The organism is Jatrophihabitans telluris (assembly GCF_023516435.1).
Classification (GTDB): domain Bacteria; phylum Actinomycetota; class Actinomycetes; order Mycobacteriales; family Jatrophihabitantaceae; genus Jatrophihabitans_A; species Jatrophihabitans_A telluris.
In genome coordinates, this window is sequence record NZ_CP097332.1 from 3926677 (window position 1) to 3946045 (window position 19369).

The window sequence follows — 19369 nt, forward strand, 5'->3', positions numbered from 1 at the left end:
ACCTCAACGCGGGACGGCTCGCAACAAGGGCAACCTCGACGCGGGGTCAGAGATCGAGGCCGGTGAGGACCAGGACCCGCTCCTCGGTCAGATCGTTCATGGCCGAGTGCAGGCCCTCGCGGCCCACGCCGGAGTCCTTCCAACCGCCATAGGGCATCTGATCGGCCCGGTAGGACGGGACATCGCCGACGATGACCCCGCCGACCTCCAGGTCCCGGTGGGCCCTGAAGGCCACCCGTACATCGGTGGTGAAGATGCCTGCCTGCAGCCCGTACCGGGAGGCGTTGACCTGAGCGAACGCGTCGTCCAGGTCGGTGAACCGGGCGACCGAGAGTACCGGCCCGAACACCTCCTCCTGGGCGAGCTGCGTGCCGGCCGGGACGTCGGCGACCACCGTGGGAGCCACCGTCCGGCCCTCGCGGGTGCCTCCGGTGAGCACGGTCGCACCGGCCGCCCGAGCCTGGTCGACCCAGCCGACGATGCGCTCGGCGGCACCCTCGTTGATGACCGGACCCACCTGGACTCCCTCGGCGGTCGGGTCGCCGGTGGGCAGCTTGTCCACGGCGGCGACCAGTTCGGCGACGAAGGAGTCGTAGATGTCGGTGTGGACCAGCACCCGCTGCACCGAGATGCAGGACTGACCGGCCTGGTAGTTGGAGAACAGCGCCACCCGGGCGGCCGCGGCGGACAGGTCGGGCCAGTCGGAGTTCACCACGACCGCCGCGTTGCCACCGAGTTCCAGCGTGACGTGCTTGCGCGGCGCCTGCTGCTGGATCGCCCAGCCGACCGGGCCCGAGCCGGTGAAGGAGATGACCGGCAACCGGGGATCGGCCACCAGCGCCGCCATCTTCTCGTTGGCGACCGGCAGCACGCTGACCATCCTGGCGGGCAGGTCGGTCTCGGCGATGATCTCGCCCAGCACGAGGGCGGTCAGCGGTGTAGCCGGAGCCGGCTTCACCAGGATCGGCGCCCCGACGGCGATGGCGGGCGCGACCTTGTGCGCGACCAGGTTCAGCGGGAAGTTGAACGGCGCGATCCCCAGCACCGGGCCCCGCGGGAAGCGTCGCACGATGCCGAGCCGGCCGGTAGCCGTTGCGTCGGTGTCGAGCCGTTGAAGGTCCCCGGAGAACCGGCGGGCTTCCTCCGCGGCCCAGCGGAAGGTGGACACGGCGCGGGTGACCTCGCCCCGGGACCACACCAGGGGCTTGCCGTTCTCAGCCGTGATGAGGGCCGCGATCTCCTCCGAACGCTCCTTGAGCCGGGCCGAGATGTGATCCAGTGCCGCGGCCCGGGCATGGGCGGGCAGCGACTGGGCCTCGAAGCGGACGGAGTCCAGGTCGGCTACGGCCTGCTCGACCTGCTCGTCGGTAGGGACGGAGACCACGCCGACCACCGAGCCGTCCCAGGGGGAGGTCACTTCCAGGGTCTCGGTACCGGTGGTGGGTACGCCGGAGAGGTAGAACGGTCGGACGTCGCTCATGGGGCCGGTTCCTTCGATCAGTCGGTGTCGGGCTGCTTGTCGGCAGCCGGCGGGGTGTGGGCGACCGCGAAGGCCTGCTCCAGGATGTCCAGGCCTTCGTTGAGCAGGCCGTCGGAGATTGCCAGCGGTGGCAGGAACCGGAACACGTTGCCGAAGGTGCCGGCCGTCAAAGTGACCAGACCAGCGGCATGACAGGCCTTGTTCACCGCGGCCGCAAGGGCGGCATCCGGCGTCTTGGCGACGGGGTCGGAGACCAGTTCGACCGCGAGCATCGCGCCCCGGCCGCGGATTTCGCCGATGGCCGGGTACTTCTCGGCCAGCGCCTGCAGGCGCGGCATCATGATCGCCTCGATCTCGCGGGCCCGGCGCGGCAGGTCCTCGGCCTTCATGGTCTCGATGGCGCCGAGCGCGGCGGCACAGGCGACGGGGTTGCCGCCGTACGTCCCACCCAGACCGCCGGGGTGGACCGCGTCCATGAGTTCGGCCCGGCCGGTCACGGCCGCCAGCGGCAGACCGCCGGCGATTCCCTTGGCCGTGGTGATCAGGTCGGGGACCACGCCCTCGTAGTCGCAGGCGAACCAGTCGCCGGTCCGGCAGAAGCCGGACTGGATCTCATCGGCGATGAACAGGATGTCGTTGGCCGCGCACCAGTCGGCGATTCGGGCCAGCCAGCCCGAGGGCGGGACGATGAAACCACCCTCGCCCTGGATGGGTTCGATGATCACGGCGGCGACGTTGGCTTCCCCGATCTGGGCGTGCACCGCGCTGACGAATTGGTCGAAGGCCTCGTCGGCGCAGTTTTCCGGCCCGGTCGGCCAGCGGTAGGGATAGGCCATCGGAACCCGGTAGATCTCGTTGGCGAAGGGCCCGAAGCCGTGCTTGTACGGCATGCTCTTGGCGGTGAGGGCCATCGTCAGGTTCGTCCGGCCGTGGTAGGCGTGGTCGAAGGCGACGATGGCCTGGCGACCGGTCGCGTGCCGGGCGATCTTGACGGCGTTCTCGACGGCTTCGGCGCCGGAGTTGAACAAGGCGCTGCGCTTGTCGTGGTCACCGGGAGTCAGCTCGTTGAGCGCTTCGCAGACCTCGACGTACTCGGCGTACGGCGTGACCATGAAACAGGTGTGGGTGAAGTCGGCGACCTGCTGCTGGACCCGCTCGACGACCCGCGGCGCGGCGTTGCCGACCGTCGTGACCGCGATGCCGGAGCCGAAATCGATGAGTTGATTGCCGTCGATGTCGACCAGGATTCCCCCGGCCGCACGCTCGACGTAGATCGGTAACCCGGTGGAGACCCCCACCGAGACCGCGGCGTTCTTGCGAGCATGTAGTTCGGCGGATTTCGGGCCGGGAATCGCGGTGTTGAGGATCCGCCGCTGCTCGACGGTGTTTTCGACGGCGTGCTCGACGGTGTGCGTCATGACGGGCTCCTCGCGGCGCGGACAGAATCGCCTTCATCCTGCTCGCCCCGGTCCTATGCTGTCCAATACTGGAACTGGATCAAATCGATGCCTATGAGGCATGCAGAGGATGAGGGTGGCCATGGAGCTCCGGCCGCTGCGTTACCTGATCGCGGTCGTGGACAGCGGATCGGTCACCGCCGCCAGCCGCGCGGTCCACATCGCGCAACCGTCGCTGTCCAGACAGCTGCGCCAATTGGAGGCCGAGCTCGGCTTGGAACTGTTCGACCGCGCGGGTGGACGGCTCGTGCTCACGCCCGCCGGCGAGCAGTTCGTTCCCATCGCCCGGGACCTGCTCGCCCGGGCCGAAGCCGCCAACGCCGCGGCGGCCGCCCTGGCCGCGGGCCGGCTGGACCGGGTCACGATCGCCGCACCGCCCACGACGATGACCGATGTGATCGCGCCGTTCCTGGCCACCCTGAACGCGGACGACCCGTTCCCGTCAGTGCTGGAGCAGGAGCCCCAGACCGTCTACGAAGCCCTGCGCCGAGGCGCAGACCTGGCCATCTCCACCGAACCGCCTCCGCGCCGCTACGCCAGCCTCGTCCTGGCCGTCCTCCCGGTCTGGCTCTACGTGCCGGCGGCCCATCCGTGGGCCGGGCGTGACAGCGTCGAGCTCGATGAGCTGATCGAGACGACCCTGCTCGTCCTGCCACCCGGTTTCAAACCCCGCCAGCTGCTGGACCAGGCTGCCGAGCGCAGCGGGATCCGCCTGTCGCGCACCGTGGAGAACTCCTCCGCAGAAGTCGCCCAAGCGCTCACGGCCGCCGGTCGAGGCCTCGCGGTGGTCACCGACGACAGCCGGTTCGACCTCGTCGGCCTGCAGATCCGGGGGGCCGAGGGGCCGCTACGGGTCCAGCTGCACGCCGGCTGGGACGCCGAGCACCACGCCGCGGACTCGCTTCGCGCGCTCGCCGGGCGGGTCGGTGCGTTCTGCCTCCACCGCTACGGACTGACGGTGGCGCCGGGCGGGTGAATCCGTCCAGCAGCATCGCGACAATCTAAGCTCTGCTGAGCGGTGCGCATTTCCGCCGGACATTCTTCTCCGACGCTCAACGCGTTTCGGACAGCTGAGCAATAATCGAATGGCAGGAGACAACGTGGGCAACGCCGGGATTCTGGCTGTGACCAAACGTGAGTACGTGCGGGCGACCCGGGCTCTGCGGACAGGGTTGACCTCGCTGCACCTGCTCAGCCCGCAACCGCCGTCGCCGGAGCGGCGAGTGCGTCACTGGCTCTACAGCCTGCTCTACATCCATGACTCCGACGGGTTGATCTCCCTCGACGTGCCCTGGTGGACCTACCCGGCGATCGGCACCGTCGAGGACTGGATCGCCCAGCACGAAGGTCCCGTGCGGGTCTTCGAGTACGGTTCCGGCGCCAGCACCGTCTGGCTGTCCAAGCGGGCCGCGGAGGTCCACAGCGTCGAGCACCACGAAGGCTTCGCCTCGATCATGGCCGACCGGCTGCGCACCCTCGACAACGTCGACCTGGCCGTGGTCCCCGGGGTGCCCTCGGCCAACCCCAAGACGCCGTCGCACAAAGAGGGCGCGCACGGGCTCGACTTCACCGACTACGTCAACGCCATCGAACGGCCCGGTGGCCGCTTCGACCTGATCGTGATCGACGGCCGCGCGCGCGAAGCCTGCCTGGCCGCGGCGGTCGACTACCTGCAACCGGACGGCCTGGTGGTCTACGACAACAGCTGGCGCCGGCGCTACCGCCGCGCGATCGCGGCGAGTCCGCTCAAGGCGCGCCGGTTCCGCGGGATCGCGCCGAGCCTGCCCTATCCGGACGAGACCTCGCTGCTGTCGGTCGGCTGATCCCGCTCGTCCTGGTGCGGCAGCCGCGCCAGCACAGCACCGAGCACGGCCAGCGCGACATCGGCGAGCACGAGTTCGACCCGCGAGGCCAGCGCGACGGCCAGGGCCTGGGTGTGACCGGCCGCCGAGGACAGGCTGGCGACCAGAATCGCCTCCCGGATCCCGGCCCCGGCAGGGGCCGGGATGAAGATCAGGCCGGCTGCGAAGGCCAGGCCCATACCGCCGATCGACGCGGCCAGCGCCGCGCCACCATGCCCGCCCAGGGCGCGCACCATGATCCACAGATGTGCGCCGAGCAGGATCCAGGTCGCGCAGCCCCAACCCACCGCGGCCAGCAGCGCACGGGGTTGAACCCGTAGCCCCAGCGGTTGGCGGCGCAGCAGCACGAGCAGCCGGTCCAACAGCGCGGGAACGGCCCGCGGGTGCAGGCAGGCCAGCAGCGGAAGCACGAAGACGAACAGCCACCAGCGCCCGGCCAGGCCGTCCGGACTTGCCCAGGGCAGGGCAAGCGCGCCGGCGAGCAGTCCCGTCAACGTGATCACCGCGATCATGAACAGGTTGGCCAGCAGCATCCGGCTCCGGCCGAGACCGGTGCGACGGCCGAATTCCATCTGCGCGGCGATCGGCCAGACCGATCCCGGCAGGTACTTGCCCAGCTGCGTACCGAAGAAGAGGCGAGCGGCCGGGCCGAGCCGCGTCTGACCGCCCAGGCCGCGCACGATGCTCAACCAGCAGGCCCCGATGCACGCGGTGCCGAGCACCGCGAACACCGTCGAGCCGAGCAGACCCAGGGCGCCGATCTGGCGGTAGGAGCTGCTCAGCGCCGCACGGTCACGGGCGACCAGCCAGATTCCCGCCGCGACGACGAGAACCGCCACCAGCCGCGGCGCCCAACGGCGGGCGAGGCCTGGTGACGGTTGCGTCGCGTTCGAGGTCTCGGTCAGGGCTCAGCTCAGAAGTCGATGTTGTGCATCACGTGCTTGATGCGGGTGTAGTCCTCCAGACCGTACATGGACAGGTCCTTGCCGTATCCGGAGTGCTTGAATCCGCCGTGCGGCATCTCAGCCACGATCGGGATGTGGGTGTTGACCCACACACACCCGAAGTCGAGCCGCCGCGAGACCCGCATTGCGCGTCCGTGGTCCCTGGTCCACACCGAGGAGGCCAGGCCGTACTCCACGTCGTTGGCCCAGCGCAGCGCCTCGTCCTCGTCGCTGAAGGACTGCACGGTGATCACCGGACCGAAGATCTCGGTCCGGATCTGCTCGTCCTCCTGCTGGATGCCCGAGAGCACCGTCGGCTCGAAGAAGTAGCCGCGCTCGCCCTGACGGTGTCCACCGGCCAGCAGCGAGGCGTGGTCGGGCAGTCGGTCGACCAGACCGGAGACGTGGGCGAGCTGGTTGGCGTTGTTGAGCGGGCCGAACAGGACGTCCTCGTCGTCGGGCAGCCCGGTCCGGGTCTTCTTTGCCTGCTCGGCCAACGCGGCCGCGAACTCCTCGGCGAATCCGGCCCGAGCCAGCACCCGGGTGGCGGCGGTGCAGTCCTGGCCGGCGTTGAAGTAGCCGGCGACCGCGATCGCCTCGGCGGCGGCCTCGACATCGACGTCGTCGAACACGATGACCGGCGCCTTGCCGCCGAGTTCGAGGTGAACGCGCTTGAGGTCCTTGGCCGCGGCCTCGGCGACCTGCGAGCCGGCCCGGGTGGATCCGGTGATCGAGACCTGGGCGGGGATCTTGTGCGACACGAGAGCTCGACCGGTGTCACGATCGCCGCAGACGACGTTGAAGACACCCGGCGGGAAGAACTCCGACGCGATCTCGGCCAGCAGCACCGACGAGGCCGGCGTGGTGTCCGAGGGCTTGAGGACGACGGTGTTACCAGCGGCCAGGGCGGGTGCGAACTTCCAGACGGCCATCATCATCGGGTAGTTCCAGGGCGCGACCTGACCGCACACCCCGACCGGCTCCCGCCGGACGTAGGAGGTGTGGCCGGCCATGTACTCCCCAGCGGACTTGCCCTCCAGAACGCGGGCGGCGCCGGCGAAGAACCGGATCTGGTCGATGGCCGGCGGGAGCTCCTCAGTGCGGGTGAGGCCGAGGGGCTTGCCGGTGTTCTCGCTCTCGGCGGCGATGATCTCCTCGGCCCGGGACTCCAGGGCGTCGGCGAACTTGAGCAGCGCGACCTGGCGCTCACTGGGGGTGCTGTCACGCCAGGTCTCGAACGCGGTGGCGGCGGCCTGATAGGCGCGGTCGACGTCGACCTCCGAGGACAGGGGTGAGTTGAGGTACACCTCGCCGGTGGACGGATTGATCACGTCCAGCGTGCGCCCGTCTGCGGCCGGAACCGATTCGCCGTTGATGAAATTGGACACCGAGCGCGCCATTACATACCTCATCTGCAGTCTGAGCAACGATTTCAGTACCAGTTCTACCGTCCAGCCTACGAAAACGGAAGCTGCAGACGCCTGGACGACTGGCAGCTCGGCTCGTACGACCGTTTTCTCCGGCTCCACAGCCACATCACGACAACATGGATTTTATCTGTCGACGCCGGGCGATATCCGCAAACAATCCCCCCTCCCTGGCTAAACTGCCCCTGGCGCTCCCCCCGCGCTCGCCACAGTTCGCTAAGAAAAGAAGCAAAACGTGACCTGGAACAAACACTGGAACGACTACTTCGGCGCTCCGCGCTCGTGATGGATTCGTCTAGACCATCGCGCGTCCTGGTCACCGGCGGAGCCGGCTTCATCGGGTGTGCGCTGTCGCAGCTGCTCGTCGACGACGGCTGGCAGGTCACGGTCCTCGACTCGCTGCATCCCCAGGTCCACCCCACTCGGACGCGTCCCACCGCCCTGCACGCCGCGGCCGAACTCGTCGTGGCCGACGTGACCGAACCCGGGACCTGGGCGTCGCTCTTCGCCGAGCGCAGCTTCGACTTGGTCATCCACCTCGCGGCTGAGACCGGGACCGGGCAATCGTTGGACGAGTCGAGTCGTCATGCGCTGGTCAATGTGGTCGGTACGACTCGAATGCTCGATGCGATGAGCCAGCTCGGCCGGCTGCCCGAACACGTCATCCTGAGTTCGAGCCGCGCGGTCTACGGCGAAGGCCGTTGGCAGGACGAGACCACGGGCGCCGTGCTTTACCCGGGCCAACGGTCGCACAGCCAGCTCGCCGCGGGTGAGTGGGACTTCGCCGGCACTCGGAGCCTGCCGTCGTCGGCGCCGACCACCGAACCACGGCCGACGAGCGTGTACGGCGCGACGAAGCTCGCCCAGGAACACATCCTCTCGGCGTGGTGTCGGTCACGGTCGGTGGACCTGACCGTGCTGCGCATGCAGAACGTCTACGGGCCCGGCCAGTCGCTGACGAATTCCTATACGGGTATCGTGACCCTTTTCTCCCAGTTAGCCCGGGAAGGGAAATCTATCCCTCTATACGAAGATGGTCAGGTAACACGAGATTTCGTCTTCATCGACGACGTTGCCGATGCCTTCGCACGCGCGTGGACATCGACCTCGGCGCGCGGTGGTGTCTACGACATCGGAAGCGGCCTGTCGACGACGATCGAGGAGATGGCGACGGAACTCGCCCAGTTCCACGCCGCGCCCGCGCCGACCGTGACCGGCAAGTTCCGCGATGGCGACGTTCGGCACGCGGCGACGGAGCTCACCACCACTCTCACCGAACTCGACTGGAAACCGACGATCGGCTTGGCCGAAGGCCTGGCCGCTCTGCAGCACTGGATCGAGGCCGCACCAGGAGGTGATTCGCGATGAGCGATCCGACCCGCGCGGCCGCCGAACCGCCGTCACTGGCGATTCAGCAGGTGCTTTACAGCAATGACCCCGCCGACGTTCTGCATGCGCTGGAGAACCTGGCCCACTCGGTCGCCCTGGCCCAGCGCCGCGCGTTGGTCGGGCAGGTCCAGCTCTCCCTCGGTGACTGCTCGCCCTCGCCCGTGCTGGCCGAGCCGGACATCGACCGGGTACGAGCGATGTTCGAACCGCTGTGGGCGAAGGTGGACGTCACCGTCTTCGGTGCCAACCTCGGCTCGGCCGCCGGACACAATCGGCTGTTGACCAGCAACGAATGCCTCCGGACGCTCATCCTGAACCCGGATGCACTGGTCGCGCCGTTGACCATCAGCTCACTGATGCGCTCGCTGGCACCCGGCGTCGGCATCGTCGAAGCCCGCCAGTTGCCGTTGGAGCACCCGAAGGATTACGACTCCCGTACCGGTGACACAAGCTGGGCCTCGACCGCCTGCGCGCTGATGCGAACCGAGATGCTGGCTGAACTCGACGGTTTCGACGCGACCACATTCTTCCTCTACTGCGATGACGTGGACCTGTCGTGGCGGGCGAGGCTGGCGGGCTGGCGAGTCGTCTTCGACCCCGCGGCGTCGGTGTTCCACGACAAGCGACTCGGCGATGACGGCCTCATCGGAGTGACCCCGGCCGAGATCTACTACTCGGCCGAGGCAGCACTCATGCTCACCCACAAGTACTCGCGGCCCGATCTCGTGGCCTCGATCAGCGCGGACCTCGCGGCCAGCCCGCACGAGGCGCACAACAAAGCCGTTGCGGAGTACCGGCGTCGCCAGGAGGAAGACCTGCTTCCCGCACCTATCGACCCGGAGGGCCGGGTCGCACAGTTCGTGGGCGGGGCCTACGCGATCCACCGTTTCTGAACGGACGAGTCAGAGGGATTGACAGATGAGCCAGACGTACAACTTCAGCTACTCGCCGGACAACGTCTACGGCCATGTCGTCGACCTCAGCCTTCGCTACGCGGAGCCCGGATCGGTCCACCTGGACCTCGGCTGCGGTCACGGTGCGATCGCTGAGGTCATTCGCGATGCCGGGTACACCTACATCGGTCTGGACCTGGACGCCGAGGCCGTAGCCCATCTGAACGCTCGTGGGTTCGAGGCGCACGTCGCCGATTTCAGCTCGCCCCAGACGGTACTGGAGGAGGTCGAGAAGCACCTGGACGGGCGCGCCCTCGGCGCTGTCACCATGATCGATCTACTCGAGCACATCGTCACCGGTCCGGACCTGCTCAGCCGGATTCAACAGCTGTGCGCCGCGCACGGACCGGTACCGCTGACCATCAGCGTGCCCAACGTGACGCACCGCGACGTCGGTATCAAACTGCTGACCGGCCGGTGGGACTACACCGAAACGGGTCTGCTCGACCACACCCACGTGCGCTTCTACAACGTCGAGACGCTCACGACGATGATGTCCAACGCCGGGTGGGCGATGGTCGCCGAGCGCGACTTCACGATGGAGCGAAGCGACCAGCATTTCCCGGTGGACAGCGTGGCGTTGTCCACCGCGACCGTGATCGGTTCGTTCCTGCAGCGCATTCGCGAGCACGCCTCGCCCTCGGCGACGGTCAATCAGTTCGTGCGTTCCTATCTGCCCGCGAAACACTCTCACCTGCCGAACCTGCACAACCGATCCAAGGAGTACGACTACCCGCTCACCGTGCTCATGCGGACCCAGGGGCGCCGGCCGCAAACACTGCGCGATTCGTTGCTGTGTCTGTCGGGACAGACCGACCAGGACTTCGACCTGATCGTGCTGGCCCACAAGACCAGCGCCGACGAGCAGATCGTGATCGAGGAGGCCATCGACGAGCTGCCTCCCTCGCTCAGAGCCCGCACCCGGCTGATCGTGGTCAACGAGGGTCGGCGCGCCCGGCCGCTCAACCGCGGCGTCGCCGCCAGCCGCGGCCGGTACGTCACGATTCTCGACGACGACGATCTGGTTTTCGCCCACTGGGTCGAGACGTTCCGGTCGCTGGCCCACGTCTTCTCCGGTCGGCTGCTGCGCTCGGTCGCGGTCGAGCAGGACATCGCCACCGCAACCTGGAGCCACGACACCAAGGGATTCCGGACGCTCAGCGGCACCCGCGCGGTCTATCCCACCCGCTTCGACCTGACTCAGCACCTGATCCAGAACCACTCGCCCCTGATGACGTGGGCTTTCCCCCGTGAACTGTTCGATGAACTCGGCCAGCACTTCAACGAGGAATTGCCGGTCTGCGAGGACTGGGACCTGATCGTGCGCGGTGCCCTGCTGTGCGGGGTAGCCGACCGGCCGAGCTTCACGGCGATCTACCGACGGTGGCGCGATGGGGCGGACGCCTCCCACATCGTCCATACCCAGGCCGAATGGGAGCGGGCGGCCGCGGCCATCATCGCCGCGATCGACGACCACCCGAACCTGATGCCTCCCGGCCAGATCCAGCGGATCCGGGAGCTGGCCGCACGCTCGGCCACCCCGCCCAGCAACCGGGAACCCGAACTCGAAGCGGACCTCGCTCGCTTGCGCGAGGAGAACGCCGACTTCCGCCGCATCATCCACAACTACGATCGTCGCGTCCGCGCCTTGGAGGGTTCGACGAGCTGGCGGGTGACGACCCCACTGCGCCGGATCTCGGCGTTGGGCCGGGGGGTCGCGGGCAAGGTCGCGGCCCGTCCGCACGAGCGCCAGCCCGAGCGGGGACGTCCTCGGGCAGAGGATGCGGCACCGCGCAACTGAGCGGCGTCACCACGCAGCTGACCAGCCAGAACAGGAAGAGCCGACGATGCAGAGCGCACCGCGACTGACCGTCGCCGACCAGCGTTGGGTGACCTCCCGCGTTCTGTCCGACGTGTTCTCAGGACGATCGAACAGCCTCGGTTTTCTGCGGTGGGTCTTCGCGACGCTCGTGGTGGTCGACCACAGCTTTCCGATCGGTGGCTTCAACGGCGGGGTGGATCCGACCTGGAAGTGGAGCCGTTCCCAGGACTCGCTCGGCGGTATCGCCGTCGGCGGATTCTTCGTCGTGTCGGGGTTTCTGGTCACTCGCAGCTGGTTCACCTCGCGCGGCACCCTGCGCTTTCTGTGGCGCCGGTTCCTGCGGATCTTCCCAGGATTCTGGGTCTGCCTGATCGTCACCGCGTTCCTGCTGGCACCGATTGCCTGGCGCCACGAACGCGGCGGCCTGACCGGGGTGTATTCGGTCGGTCAGGACTCGGTGTGGCACTACATCAGCGCCAACTTCTGGCTGACGATGCACCAGTACAACATCGCGGGGCTGTTCACCCATACGCCGTACGGCAGAACCGGTTACCCCGCCGCCTGGGACGGCTCGCTGTGGACTCTGATCTACGAGTTCAAGTGTTACCTGTTTCTGGCTGTGCTCGGGCTCGTCGGGCTGCTGCGCTACCGGCGGGTGGTGCTCGGACTGACTGCAGCGAGCTACGCGCTCATGCTGTCCTGGCTGATCGACCCGGCGTGGGCGTCCAAGCTGCTGCCGATGCTGTCGGATGTCTACGTCGCCCGGTTCCTGTTCCTGTTCCTGCTCGGTTCGACCATCGCCTTCTACGCCGACTCGTTGCTCATCGACGACCGGATCGGCATCCTGGCCGTGCTGCTGGGGCTCTACAGCCTGCACCACGGCGGCTGGCTGCTGATCGGTTACCCGTGCCTGGCCTACGCCATCGTGTGGTTGGCGATCCGCCTTCCGCTGCAGGGATTCGAGCGCATCGGAGATCTGTCCTACGGCACGTACATCTACGCGTTTCCGTTACAGATGCTGCTGGCCGAATACGGGCTGCAGCGGCACGGACCGGCGATCTTCGTGCTGGCCAGCATCGCTCTGGCCGGCGTAGCCGCTCTGCTGAGTTGGCACCTGGTGGAGAAGCACGCGCTGCGCCTGAAGAACGCGCGGCTGTCACTGCCCCGGCGCCGACGTCCCGAACCGGTCGAGCATCTCCTCGGCGAGTTGGACGATCCTGGGCAGGACACCCGCCAGACACCGGACCCGGTGCCCCACAAGCTGGGCGTCTGACTCGATCCCGACCCGAGCCGGCCCGAGCCGGTCAGCGGGTCAGCGGGTCAGCGGGTCACAACGCAGCGCGGGATGTCTCGCGCCGGCCGCCCATCGGCGCTTGGCACCGTTGGATCGACCTTGTAGAGATCGGCCTCGGGGCCGACGTACACGCGGCTCAGATGTGCGTACAGCGGCGAGGTCTGAACGGCGGTCAGCTCACCCGGCGTCAGGGAAACGTACGTCACGCCGGCCTGATGCAACTGGCTGAGCGCGTCGTGACTGCATAGGTCCCATTCCCCGCGAGCCCGCGGGCTGTCGTAGGCCCAGCCACTGAACAGATGGGGACGCAGGTAGAGGTAGGTCGACAACAGGATGGAATCCGCGAGGATCTTGTCGCTGGCGGTCAAGTGCGCGTTGATGAATCTGACGACCGGCAATTGGGCCAGGTACAGCTCGGTGATCGTGCGATGGCTGTACAGGTAGTTCCAGTCGTAGTAGACGACACCGAAGGTGTGATCAGAATCGGTCATGCCGGGTAGCGCGGTGTTCACGACCGGCGCGCCACCGCCCGCGATCGTGACCACGACAAGGGCGGCCGCCGTCGCGGGCACCCAGGTCAGGGCGCGGCGATGCCGCCACAGATCCTGAACGGCCAGCACCACCAGGGCGATCAGCCACACGATCGCCACCAGCATGTAGCGGGTCAGGCCACCGTAGATCCCGTAGCAGAACGCCACCGAGAGCACGAGCACGCCCCGAGCGCTGCCGAGGTCGCTGCCGGCCGCCCGGGACCGCACGGCAAGCGTGAGCAACAGCAGGGGAAGGCCGAGGACCACGACGAAACCCCACTGCACGGTGTGCGGGACGGTTGCGGCCCGGGGATTGGACATGAGGTCGTCCCACGGCACGCGGAACAGGTCGGCCAGCGTCTGCGAAACGGTCGGCGTCGGTGCGATTCCCAGAGTCTCATTGCTCGTCGGCGACCAGTACCCGCTGTGGAAAATCCCGTTGAGGGCGGGGAAAACCGGATTACCGGTCATCGCGGCCGATCGGATCCACCACGGCAGGCAGGCCACCGCTAGCGCGATCAGGCCTACGGTGCAGCTGCGAACCGGGCGCCAGCCCGGTCCGCGTCCCGACCGCCGGTCTCGCACCAGGGCAGCGCCGATCAGGAGGGCCGCGGCCAGGACCGAGACGAAGCCGAAGACCTTGGTGCCCGTGGCCAGGCCGGCAAGGAGCATCGCAGCGGCCAGCAACCCCAGGCTCGGACGGCCGTACCAGCGTTGCATCAGATAGATCGACAACGACGCTGCTACGGCGCACAGCAGGTCATTGCCGGTCGTGGTCGCTTCCCAGGTGACGACGGGAACCCCGGCCAGCAGGATTGCCGCGACGAGACCCGCGATGCGCGAGGCGGTGAGCCGACGGGTGATGACGTAGCCGACCCCGAGCAACAACGGCAGCATCAGGAAGGAGACCGCCTTCGCACCCGTGATGCCGAAGACCGACAGCGCGGGGGTGTAGAGGATTTCCTGATAGAAGGTGCTGCCCGTGATGGCGATCGAGTCGACCCGAACGCTGTTGTAGAACGAACCGTGCGCGACGTAGTGCTGCGGAACGCCGAGGTGATACCACCGGGCGTCGAATCCGGCTTCGTAGACCAGAGCCGCCGTCAGGACCAGGTACAGCTCCGCGGCCAGCACGGCCGCCAGAAGACCGACCAGCATGGTGTGAGGTGATGGCTTGTCGAGCAGGCGGGGAAGCCTTCCGCCGGTGGACGTGCGCGGCCGAACTGGAGCGCTCTGCACCCCCCGGTGGCTCAGCCTCCGCCTGACCTCCGGCGCGAGACCGACAAGGCCCGCGCCGATGGTGATCAGGTACGCCAATGCGCATCGCTTCGGGCCCAGACCCAGATACGTCCCGCCGAGCAGCACCATCGGCAGGTAGCAGAGCAGGCCGAGAAGTTGCGCGACGAGCACCCTTTCCACCAACCCGTCCAGCGGGACGTGCAGTCGTCGCACCACGGCCCAGCCGGGCAGGCACAACCCGACACAGCACAGCACCACCAGCAGCGCGGTGCCCAGCCCGCGCGGCAGGCCGTGGGACAGGTGACGAGCGAACGTGGCCACCAACCGCCGCGCCGCCAGCGGGCCACCGTCGGCGTGAGACTTCTCCACCGTGCGCCACAGGACCCAACCGAGGAAGACCGCGAACGCCGCTCCGACGAGGCTGCCGAGCCCCCGGCCGACCGGCGAGGCCGACGCCGACCGGACGGGTCGGTGACGGGCTCGCGGTTCAGTCGTCAGCAGGCCCATGCGCACTCCGGTCGAGAGGGATTGTCTGAGACGTACCGGCCCGGGGTCGGGACCGGCCCACGGCGGTTGCCGTCGCATGAAGGGCGTTTGCCCTCAAGCCATGGGCGCCTGCCGCGGATCTTCCGCAGGCACCTGAATTCACCATTCGGCGCAACCATGCACACGCCGCCCGGCATCATTTGCAGTCAGTCTAGGGGGCTCATTTCCAGGACCGCCCGCGGGATTGTGCGGCCCACGACGGCTGGGTTAGGGTTGTTCCACCATGCGCGCGCTGCTCCTGCTTCGCAGCCGTGGCGAGGCACAGGAATCCATCAGCTTCAGCTGAGGTCCGGTCGGCCCCTCGCCGCGGGTCGATGTGCTGCGCCGACCAGCCCCATACCCTGGCTGCATCGGCCCGAACCCTCTTGGAGCACTCGTCATGAGCACCCCCGCAACACCGTCCGCCCCCGCGCGAGCACGCAGCACACAACGTCCGTGCAACATGCCGGTACACCGCTATCGCGCGTTCCCGCCCGTCGACCTGCCCGACCGGCAGTGGCCGGCTCGCTCGATCACCGCCGCCCCCCGATGGCTGGCCACCGACCTGCGTGACGGCAACCAGTCCCTGATCGATCCCATGAACACCGCCCGCAAGCTGGCCATGTTCGACCTGCTCGTCAAGATGGGCTACAAGGAGATCGAGGTCGGTTTCCCCGCCGCCAGCAAGACCGACTTCGACTTCGTCCGGGAACTGGTCGAGTCCGCACGCATTCCCGACGACGTGACGATCTCGGTCCTGACCCAGGCACGCGAGGAACTGATCGAACGCACGATCCAGTCGCTGGTCGGCTCGAAGAAGTCGACGGTCCACATGTACAACGCGGCCGCACCGGTCTTCCGCAAGGTCGTCTTCGGCTTCGACGGCGACGGTCGCGAACAGTGCCGCGCAGTCGCGGTCGAGGGCACGCAGGCGGTGGTCAAGTACGCCGAGTCCTACCTGACCGGTACCGACTTCGGCTACGAGTACTCGCCGGAGATCTTCATGGACACCGAGCTGGAGTTCAGCCTGGAGATCTGCGCGGCCGTCATGGACGTCTGGCAGCCCGCGGCCGGCCGCGAGATCGTGCTGAACCTGCCGTGCACCGTCGAGCGCTCCACCCCGAACGTCTACGCCGACCAGATCGAATGGATGTCACGCAACCTGCCGCATCGTGAGCACGTCGCGCTGTCGGTACACACCCACAACGACCGGGGTACCGCGGTCGCCGACGCCGAGCTGGCCGTCCTGGCCGGTGCCGACCGCGTCGAGGGCTGCCTGTTCGGCAACGGGGAACGCTCGGGCAATGTCGACCTGGTGACGCTGGGCCTGAACCTGTACAGCCAGGGCGTGAATCCCGAGATCGACTTCTCCGACATCGACGAGATCCGCCGCACCGTCGAGTACTGCAACCGCATCGGGGTTCACGAGCGCCACCCGTACGCCGGCGATCTCGTCTACACCTCCTTCTCCGGCTCCCACCAGGACGCCATCAAGAAGGGCTTCGAGGCGCTGGCCGAAGCGGCCCGCGCCGCCGGCAAGCCGGTCGCCGACATGCCGTGGCAGATTCCCTACCTGCCGATCGACCCCAAGGACGTGGGCCGTTCCTACGAGGCGGTCATCCGGGTGAACTCGCAGTCCGGCAAGGGCGGCGTCGCCTACATCATGAAGACCGAGCACTCCTTCGATCTCCCGCGGCGCCTGCAGATCGAGTTCAGCCAGGTGATTCAGCGGCACACCGACGGCGAGGGCGGCGAGGTGTCGGCCTCGGCCATGTGGGACATCTTCGCCGCGGAGTACCTCTTCCCCGCCGGTGGCGACACGACCACCGGTGATCCGCGCTCCGACGAGGCCTGGCCCGCGTTCGCGCTGCGTTCGTTCTCCTCGTCCTCGGAGGAGGGCGTCGAGCGGGTCAACGCCCGGGTCAGCGCCTTCGGCCGCGACTGGGACATCAGCGGCGTCGGCAACGGTCCGATCGCCGCCTTCTGTTCCGGCCTGTCCGAGGTGGACATGGGTCTGGGGGGCGTCAACGTCCGGGTGCTGGACTACGCCGAGCACGCACTCACCTCGGGACGGGACGCAGAAGCCGCGGCCTATCTCGAGCTCGAGGTCGGCGACACCGTGCTCTGGGGCGTGGGCGTCTCGGAGTCGATCGTGGGAGCCTCGCTACGGGCGGTAATCTCCGGCCTGAACCGGTACGCCCGCCGCTGACCGGCGGCGCGCGCCGAGCACGAGCAGGACGATCGCCAGGATCAGCAGCAGGCCCGCCCCCGCGACGGTGGCGTAGAAGGCCGGCGTGAACAGCGACGGCGCCGTGCCGAGGGCGAAGGTGCCGATCGAGGCGGTGCCGACACCAGCGGCCTTCACCGTCGGCGCCTTGGCGCCCTTCACCCCACTCGCGGCCAGCAGCGGAGCGACCCCGGTGAAGACCGAGTTCGGGCTGTCCGCCGCGGCGCTGCTGATCGCCGCCGCGGGATTGATCAGGCCGTATCCGTAGGACGGATCACGTCCGGCCGGGCCCTCGTCGGTGGCGGCGGCGATGAGCCGGGAGGCGATCTGCTTGTTGGTCTCGGACGGATACTTCGACCAGACCATCGCGGTGGCGGCCGAGGCGATGGCGGTCGCCTGCGAGGTGCCACCACCGATGAAGGCCTGCGCCGGAACCTTCGACAGTGTCGGTATCTCCTCACCGGGTGCGGCCAGGGTCAGATAGGGATGCCGCGAGGAAAACGCGGTCACCCCGGCCTGGCGGTTGACCGCGCCGACGGAGATCACTCCCAGGCAGACGCCGGGCTCCTCGACGGGACTGCCGTCCTGCCCGGAGTTCCCGGAGGCGGCGATCACCAGCGCGCCCTTCTTGACCGCGTAGACGACCGCGTCCTGCAGCGCGGTCGGGCAGGGGACGTCGTCCTGGCCCTGAAAGACCAGTCCGCCCAGACTCATGCTGATGACCTTGGCGCCGTGGTCGGCGGCATAGCGGACGGCCTGCGCCGTCGCGTTCGGTGTCGAGGTCCCGTTGCGGATCACTCCGCGCAGCGGTACGGCGATCGGCAGGATCTTCGAACCGGGTGCGAGGCCCTCGATGTTTCCGTAGCCCGAACGCGCCACGATGAGCGAGGCCATCGCGGTGCCGTGGGAGAAAGCGTCGCTGTCGAAGTCGGTTCGCCCGTCCGTTCCGTTGCCGATGTAATCCACCCCGGGCAGCACCCGCCCCGACAGTTCGGGGACGCTCGCCTGGACCCCGGTGTCGATGATCGCCACGGTGATTCCCCTGCCGTCGGCGCCGGCACTCCACAGGCTCGGCACGTTCCAGGTGTCGAACCACCACTCGGGGGCGTCGGCCGGGCCTGGCGCCGCCTGCGCCGGTGCTGCCCCGCCCAAGGCGAGTGCGACCGCGGCGAGAACCGCCAGGGCTGCGCTGACGACCGAGCGCCAACGCCGCAGCCGACGCCCGACGGGCGTGGCCGGCTCAGCCATCGGATGCCTGCAGATAGACGGTGTTCAGGTCGGCGACCGCCGCCTGGGCCCGGACGGCCAGCGTCGTGGTACCGGAACGCGCCTGCTCGATGTTGTTGAAATCCCAGATCTTCCAGGTCGCGTTGAGCTTGGCCTGGACGCTGATGGCCACGACTCCCCCGGACCCCAGCGTGATGACCGGGCTGGAGTCGGCGACCTTCGCGGTGAGAGTGCCGTGCAAACTGCCCGGAACCGGACGGCCTCCCGTCACGTTCGGGCAGGACGGGTCGGTCGACGATGCGGCCAGGCACGTCGTCAGGGCCGTCTCCAGCGCTGAGGACACCTGGCGCTTGGCCGCCGCGGTCAGCTCGGCGCGCACCTCGATCACGTCCTGGGACGCGGACAGTGACACCACCGGATCGCCGCTGACGACCACCGCGCGGCTGTCGGTGGTCACCGGTAGCGCGCCGGGAAACACCGGCGTCGGAGCGGCGTCCAGGGGGCGGCCGGCGAACATGATCCGGTCGCTGCCGTCAGCGCTCGCGTCGAGCTCGACCAAGCTGGCCACCGAGGACAACCGCCAGGTGCTGCCGTGCTGGACCAGCCGGACCGTATCGGAAACGCTGCGAGCCTGATCGGCGAAGCGCAATTGATAGGTGACGCTCACCGATCGCGCTGACCCACTGCCCTCGACGCTGCCGATGCGCACGTCGGTGATCGGAGCGATCCGCAACTGCTCAGCCAGCACCGCGTCGGTGAGATACGGCGATGTGCTTGCGCTCGGCGGTACCAGGGCCAGCGCCAGCGCGGCCTGTGCGTCGCCCTTGGCCAGCGCCCGGAAGTAGGCCTTGGTGACCGAGGTAGGACTGTGGCTGGAGGCGAACTGAGCAGCGGCAGCGCCCCCGAGGCCGACGGCGAGCAGCAGGCTCAGCAGGCCGGCGATCAGCAACGGGGTCCGGCGGCGCCGCGGCCGGCGGGGCGGGGGAAGCTGCT

The 19369-nt window shown here is 68.3% G+C and carries 14 protein-coding genes; 7 read left to right on the forward strand and 7 right to left on the reverse strand.

Annotated elements, in window-relative coordinates; translation table 11 throughout:
* Window positions 1–46 precede the first annotated feature (46 nt).
* Window positions 47–1480: an aldehyde dehydrogenase family protein gene (locus M6D93_RS18080; RefSeq protein ID WP_249771426.1), complete on the reverse strand. Its 1434-nt coding sequence runs from the start codon at window positions 1478–1480 to the stop codon at window positions 47–49.
* Between the two features lie 17 nt (window positions 1481–1497).
* Complete coding sequence (gene gabT / locus M6D93_RS18085; RefSeq protein WP_249771428.1) at window positions 1498–2898, reverse strand: 4-aminobutyrate--2-oxoglutarate transaminase; 1401 nt, start codon at window positions 2896–2898, stop codon at window positions 1498–1500.
* Window positions 2899–3019: 121 nt separating this feature from the next.
* On the opposite strand from gabT, the gene M6D93_RS18090 reads away from it, so the two are divergent.
* A complete protein-coding gene (locus tag M6D93_RS18090; protein ID WP_249771430.1) occupies window positions 3020–3913 on the forward strand; it encodes a LysR family transcriptional regulator in 894 nt (297 codons plus the stop codon).
* A 109-nt stretch (window positions 3914–4022) separates the two neighbouring features.
* Window positions 4023–4760, forward strand: coding sequence for an O-methyltransferase (locus tag M6D93_RS18095; RefSeq protein WP_249771432.1), 738 nt, complete (start codon window positions 4023–4025; stop codon window positions 4758–4760).
* Here M6D93_RS18095 and M6D93_RS18100 read toward each other — a convergent pair.
* Both M6D93_RS18100 and M6D93_RS18105 read right to left on the reverse strand, forming a co-directional pair.
* On the reverse strand, window positions 4724–5638 hold the full coding sequence (locus tag M6D93_RS18100) for a lysylphosphatidylglycerol synthase domain-containing protein (RefSeq protein WP_249771434.1): 915 nt from the start codon (window positions 5636–5638) through the stop codon (window positions 4724–4726). The genes M6D93_RS18095 and M6D93_RS18100 overlap by 37 nt on opposite strands.
* Before the next feature lie 74 nt (window positions 5639–5712).
* Window positions 5713–7143 (reverse strand): gamma-aminobutyraldehyde dehydrogenase, encoded by a 1431-nt coding sequence (locus M6D93_RS18105; RefSeq protein WP_347343698.1) that lies wholly within the window; start codon window positions 7141–7143, stop codon window positions 5713–5715.
* Between the two features lie 312 nt (window positions 7144–7455).
* Between M6D93_RS18105 and M6D93_RS18110 the strand changes: the two genes are divergently transcribed.
* The 4 genes from M6D93_RS18110 to M6D93_RS18125 are packed head-to-tail and all read left to right on the forward strand — an operon-like array spanning window position 7456 to window position 12607.
* The gene (locus tag M6D93_RS18110) at window positions 7456–8538 is read left to right on the forward strand and encodes an NAD-dependent epimerase/dehydratase family protein (RefSeq protein ID WP_283818608.1); all 1083 of its coding nucleotides are present in this window, start codon (window positions 7456–7458) and stop codon (window positions 8536–8538) included.
* Window positions 8535–9452 (forward strand): glycosyltransferase, encoded by a 918-nt coding sequence (locus M6D93_RS18115; RefSeq protein ID WP_249771438.1) that lies wholly within the window; start codon window positions 8535–8537, stop codon window positions 9450–9452. The genes M6D93_RS18110 and M6D93_RS18115 overlap by 4 nt, the downstream gene beginning before the upstream one ends.
* Window positions 9453–9477: 25 nt before the next feature.
* Complete coding sequence (locus M6D93_RS18120; protein ID WP_249771440.1) at window positions 9478–11313, forward strand: methyltransferase domain-containing protein; 1836 nt, start codon at window positions 9478–9480, stop codon at window positions 11311–11313.
* A 46-nt stretch (window positions 11314–11359) separates the two neighbouring features.
* Window positions 11360–12607, forward strand: a complete 1248-nt coding sequence (locus M6D93_RS18125; RefSeq protein ID WP_249771442.1) for an acyltransferase family protein — start codon at window positions 11360–11362, stop codon at window positions 12605–12607.
* Window positions 12608–12654: 47 nt separating this feature from the next.
* On the opposite strand, the gene M6D93_RS18130 is transcribed toward M6D93_RS18125, so the two are convergent.
* Entirely contained in the window at window positions 12655–14904 is a 2250-nt protein-coding gene (locus M6D93_RS18130) for a glycosyltransferase family 39 protein (RefSeq protein ID WP_249771444.1), read from the reverse strand.
* A 418-nt stretch (window positions 14905–15322) separates the two neighbouring features.
* On the opposite strand from M6D93_RS18130, the gene leuA reads away from it, so the two are divergent.
* Window positions 15323–17131 carry a 2-isopropylmalate synthase gene (leuA, locus tag M6D93_RS18135; RefSeq protein ID WP_249771446.1) on the forward strand — a complete coding sequence of 603 codons (1809 nt, stop codon included), beginning with the start codon at window positions 15323–15325 and terminating at the stop codon, window positions 17129–17131.
* Here leuA and M6D93_RS18140 read toward each other — a convergent pair.
* Window positions 17087–18397 (reverse strand): S8 family peptidase, encoded by a 1311-nt coding sequence (locus M6D93_RS18140; protein ID WP_249771448.1) that lies wholly within the window; start codon window positions 18395–18397, stop codon window positions 17087–17089. The two genes, leuA and M6D93_RS18140, sit on opposite strands and share 45 nt — an antisense overlap.
* Window positions 18390–19325 carry a hypothetical protein gene (locus M6D93_RS18145; RefSeq protein WP_249771450.1) on the reverse strand — a complete coding sequence of 312 codons (936 nt, stop codon included), beginning with the start codon at window positions 19323–19325 and terminating at the stop codon, window positions 18390–18392. The genes M6D93_RS18140 and M6D93_RS18145 overlap by 8 nt, the downstream gene beginning before the upstream one ends.
* Window positions 19326–19369 lie beyond the last annotated feature (44 nt).